The organism is Bradyrhizobium sp., assembly GCF_035701725.1.
GTDB lineage: Bacteria > Pseudomonadota > Alphaproteobacteria > Rhizobiales > Xanthobacteraceae > Bradyrhizobium.
In genome coordinates this window covers 1-4,552 of sequence record NZ_DASSRP010000119.1, presented here as the reverse complement: position 1 = coordinate 4,552, position 4,552 = coordinate 1, and the positions used below count along the sequence as shown (strand labels likewise).

General features: G+C 63.4%; 6 protein-coding genes. 1 reads left to right on the top strand and 5 read right to left on the bottom strand.

Annotated elements, in window-relative coordinates:
* Together VFL62_RS06835 and VFL62_RS06830 are read right to left on the bottom strand one after the other, a co-directional pair.
* Positions 1–575: Gfo/Idh/MocA family oxidoreductase (locus VFL62_RS06835; protein WP_325171612.1), on the bottom strand; the 575-nt coding region annotated here is incomplete at its 3' end.
* A 141-nt stretch (positions 576–716) separates the two neighbouring features.
* On the bottom strand, positions 717–1,517 hold the full coding sequence (locus VFL62_RS06830; RefSeq protein ID WP_325171611.1) for a phytanoyl-CoA dioxygenase family protein: 801 nt from the start codon (positions 1,515–1,517) through the stop codon (positions 717–719).
* Positions 1,518–1,729: 212 nt separating this feature from the next.
* Here VFL62_RS06830 and VFL62_RS06825 point away from each other — a divergent pair, with 212 nt between their 5' ends.
* Complete coding sequence (locus tag VFL62_RS06825) at positions 1,730–2,272, top strand: methylated-DNA--[protein]-cysteine S-methyltransferase (protein ID WP_325171610.1); 543 nt, start codon at positions 1,730–1,732, stop codon at positions 2,270–2,272.
* Positions 2,273–2,387: 115 nt separating this feature from the next.
* Here VFL62_RS06825 and VFL62_RS06820 read toward each other — a convergent pair whose 3' ends face one another.
* From VFL62_RS06820 to VFL62_RS06810, 3 genes are all read right to left on the bottom strand, one after another.
* A complete protein-coding gene (locus VFL62_RS06820) occupies positions 2,388–3,257 on the bottom strand; it encodes an MBL fold metallo-hydrolase (RefSeq protein WP_325171609.1) in 870 nt (289 codons plus the stop codon).
* 19 nt (positions 3,258–3,276) lie between these two features.
* The gene (locus VFL62_RS06815) at positions 3,277–3,891 is read right to left on the bottom strand and encodes a glutathione S-transferase family protein (protein ID WP_325171608.1); all 615 of its coding nucleotides are present in this window, start codon (positions 3,889–3,891) and stop codon (positions 3,277–3,279) included.
* Positions 3,892–4,018: 127 nt separating this feature from the next.
* Positions 4,019–4,552: fumarylacetoacetate hydrolase family protein (locus VFL62_RS06810; RefSeq protein ID WP_325171607.1), on the bottom strand; the 534-nt coding region annotated here is incomplete at its 5' end.

Genomic DNA, 4,552 nt, shown 5'->3' with positions numbered 1-4,552 from the left:
GCCGTGAGGCCATAATGCTGCCAGACGCCGTCCGGTGTGATGTCGTGATAGGCCGGCAGGTACTTGGTGCCCTTGCCGGCAGCGACCACGCGAAATCCCGTGGCGCGCGCCCAATCGACCATTTCCGCCGTCAGCGCCGGCTGGTCGCCATAGGCCAGCGAATAGACCACGCCGGCTTTTCGCGCTTCTTCCGCCAAGAGCGGCCCGGCCAGCACGTCGGCTTCGACATTGACCATCACGATGTGCTTGCCATGCGCGATGGCTTCGCGGGCATGCCGGATCCCCACCGCCGGATTGCCCGTTGCCTCAACCACGACTTCGATCCTGCCGGCGAAAGCCTTGGCGCCGTCGGCGGTGAATGTCGTCGCCGCGATCCGGTCCCTGTCCCAGCCGACCGTGCGGCACGCCTCGCGCGCGCGTTCCGGGTCGAGGTCGACGATCACCGGCACCTCCAATCCCGGCACATGCGGTACCTGCGACAGAAACATCGAGCCGAACTTGCCGGCGCCGATCAGTGCCACGCGCACCGGTCTGCCGGCGGCGTAGCGGGCGTTGAGGAGAGCGAAGAGGTTCATGGGATGCCTCGTGTCCCGGACGCGGTGCAGCGCGTTTTGGCGATGCGCCGCAGAGCCGGGAACCAGCGAAAAGAGATGAGTGATATGGGCCCCGGACGCGTCGCAACGTTTCACATTGCGCCGCGTCCGGGGCACGATGGCTTACTCCGCCGCCTGCCGTGGCGCGCGGGCAAGCCGCAGCAGCGAATCGTCGGCGACCGTCTCGATCGGCGTGAAATCGCGATGGGCGATGTAGTCCGGCCGCGTCGGTGTGCGGATGTAGTTCGAAACGGCGTTCAGCGTCAGGTACACGATCTTGCGCGGGTAGGGCGTTATGTTGCCGCTTGATCCGTGCACCAGGTTGCCGTGAAACATCAGCATGCTGCCGCCTTTGCCGGTCGGCGCGACAATGCCGCCTTCCTTGACCAGCCGCGTCACGGTCTCCTCGTCCAGCGTCCACAGCGGATAGGAGGTCGTTTGCAGATCGTGCGAGGCCTTCAGATCGCCGGCGTGCTGGCTCTTCGGCACCAGCATCAACGGTCCGTTGATCGGCATCACCTCGTCGAGGAAGATCGCGATATTCATCGCGCGCGGCTCCGGCATGCCGTCGTCGCGCTTCCAGGTGCCGTAGTCCTGATGCCACTGCCAGACATCACCGGTGAAGGCGGCCTTGGCATTGATCTTGAACTGATGCATGTAGACCTTCTCGCCGAACAGTTGTTCGATCGGCTCGATCATCCGCGGATGTGCGCCGAGCAGGCGGAACGCCTCGTTGTAGAGGTGCGCGGCAAAGGCGGTGCGCGGCGCGCCGCTCTTCTCGCGCCACACCTCGGGCCGGTTGGCGTCATAGATGTTGACGGCCTCGCGCGACAGCAGCGCGACTTCTTCCGGATCGAACAGCTCCGGCAGGAAAAGCCAGCCTTCGCGGTGAAAATCGTCGATCTGCTGCTGTGTGAGTTTCATGGCGGGCTCCCTGTCGTTCTTGATTTCCTTTCGCGTCGTTTCGGGGCGGCCCCGGCGCGCGATTTGGCCGGCAGGATAGCAGGCCAGGGGGTGGAAATCACCCCAACGAGAACGCGGTTGGTTCCCCCGGAATCCGGGTGGATCGCAACAATCTCCAAGCCTAGATTTTGCTCCAGGAGCCAAATAGGCCTGCATGAATCCAGGAGCGAACCATGACCGACCAGCATTATGCCCTGTTCGATACGGCGATCGGCATCTGCGGGATCGAATGGGGTCCTCGCGGCATCAACGGATTGCAGCTGCCGATGGGCAGCGACGAGAAGACCCGCGGGCGCATTCGGCAGCGCCGTGGCGACATCGCCGAGGCGGCACCGACCGCCGAGGTGCAGTGCGCCATCGATCGCATCGTCAAGCTGCTTGAAGGTGCGCGCGATGACCTGACGGACATCCCGCTCGATCTCGACGGCGTCAGCGACTTCAATCGCGGCGTCTACGACATCGCCCGCACCATTCCGCCGGGCCAGACCATGACTTATGGCGATATCGCCAAGCGTCTTGGCGGAGTGCAGTTGTCGCGTGATGTCGGCCAGGCGCTCGGGCGCAATCCGTGTCCGATCGTGGTGCCGTGTCATCGCGTGCTGGCGGCCGGCCAAAAGCCCGGCGGATTCTCGGCGCGTGGCGGCGTCGACACCAAACTGAAGATGCTCGCGATCGAAGGCGCGGTCGTCAATCACACGCCGAGCCTGTTCGATTGAAGTGTCTCGTGGCCATCCTTCGAGACGGCGCTTCGCGCCTCCTCAGGATGAGGCTAGACCCTCATGGTGAGGAGCGCGGCAACGCCGCGCGTCTCGAACCAAGAGGCCGAATTATCTACACCGCCTCGCAGCTAAACCCATTGCCCTTGCGGCGGATCTTGCCGGTCGAGGGCGAGGGGAAGTGCGCCGTGCAGCACAGCGTCTCGGTGTCGCAATAGCGCTCCAGCAAGTTCTTGCGCGTCACCGCCGCCTGAGCCGGATCGACATCGAAGCGCGGCGACAATTCCGGGTGCTGCAGTTGGAGCGGCGAGTGCATGACATCGCCGGTAAAGACCGCATCGTCCTTGGTCTTGCCCATCGCAAATGCGACGTGACCCGGCGTGTGGCCGGGGGTCGGCAGGATGCGCAGGTGATCGCCGATGCCGAAATCGCTGGTGACGATATCGGCGCGCCTGGCTTCGACCACCGGCAAGACGCTGTCGCCGAACGGCGGCACCGGCGTCTTGGCGTGCTGCTCGGTCCAGTAGTCATATTCGGTCTTGCCGAAGATGTAGCGCGCGTTCGGGAAGGTCGGCACCCAGCGGCCGCCTTCGAGCCGAGTGTTCCAGCCGACGTGATCGACATGCAGATGCGTGCACATCACGAAATCGATGTCCTCGACCGAAAGACCGGCGGCGCTCAGCCCGCGCATATAGGTGTCGTCGGTCTTCTGGTGCCATTTCGGGCGCGCCGGCCGCGGCTTGTCGTTGCCGATGCAGCTGTCGATCAGAATGGTGTGGTGCGGCGTACGCACGACATAGGACTGGAAACAGAGGATCAGGACATCCTCGGCGTCGATGGCATTCGCCTTGCGCATCCAGTCCCGGTCCTGCGCCAGCACCTCGGGCGACAGAGTCGGAAACAGCTCGAGCGCAGGAAAGAAAGTCGTTTCCTGCTCGATGATGCGGTGAATGCTGAGGTCGCCGACGTTGAATTTCAGGCTCATGGCGGCTGTTCCGTTTTTGTCAGGTGGCCGGCGGCAGCGAAATCTTGATCGAGGGCCGTTCCAGCATCCGCTGGTTGAAGGTATCCAGGTTCGGATAGGCCTTGCGCCAGCCGCAGTCAGGATAACGGAAATCCGCGTAACCCAGAACGCAAGCGAGCGCGATCTGCACGATATCAAGCGGACGTGACAGAACCTCCGCCTTGTCGTTGAAGCGCGCCATGCCGCGCCAGGCTCGGTTCCAGTGATCGTCGGCCCAGCCCTGCCACTTCAATTCCTTCGGCCGCACCATGTTCTCGTAGCGGCAGAGCAGCATGGAATCGAGCATGCCTTGCAGCATGGAATGGTCGCTCTTGACCTTCCATCGGTCGGGTCCGCTGGCGGGGATCAGCTTGCCGCCGCCGGCGAGCTCATCGAGATATTCGACGATGACGTAGGAATCGAGGATCACGCTGCCGTCGTCGAGGATCAGCACCGGCAGTTTCTTCAGCGGCGTGATCTTGGAATATTCATCGTTGGGCGTCGCCGGCGCCACCGAGGTCGGCACGAATTCGATTTGGTCGATCAGGCCGAGTTCGATCGCGGCGATGCGAACCTTGCGGGCAAAGGGGGAGGCAGCCGAGAAGGTGAGTTTCATGGGCGGGTCCTGGTTGTTTCCGTCATGGCCGGCTTGACCCGGCCATCCACGTCTTTGCATCACTTGCGGGAAAAGCAAGACGTGGATCCACCGGGACAAGCCCGGTGATGACGGTGGTTAGAGGCGCTCACGCCGCGATGATTTCCTGACGCTGTTCGCCAAGCGCTTCGATGCCAAGCGTGACGACATCACCGACATTGAGGAACTTCGGCGGCTTCATGCCGAGGCCGACGCCGGGTGGTGTGCCGGTCGTGACGACGTCGCCGGGCAGCAGCGTCATGAACTGGGAGACGTAGGAAATGCACTTGGCCATGGAGAAGATCATGGTTGCGGTCGAGCCGGTCTGGCAACGCTGGCCGTTGACATCGCACCACATCGACAGCTTCTGCACGTCGGCGATTTCGTCCTTGGTGACGAGCCAGGGGCCAAGCGGACCGAAGGTGTCGTGCGACTTGCCTTTGGTCCACTGTCCGAGCCGCTCGATCTGGAAGTTGCGTTCGGAAACGTCGTTGCAGACGCAGTAGCCCGCGACATGGTTAAGCGCATCGGCTTCCGAGACGTACTTCGCACGGGTGCCGATGATGGCTGCGATCTCGACCTCCCAGTCGAGCTTGGTCGAGCCGCGCGGCTTCTCCACCGGATCGTTCGGGCCGGACAGCGC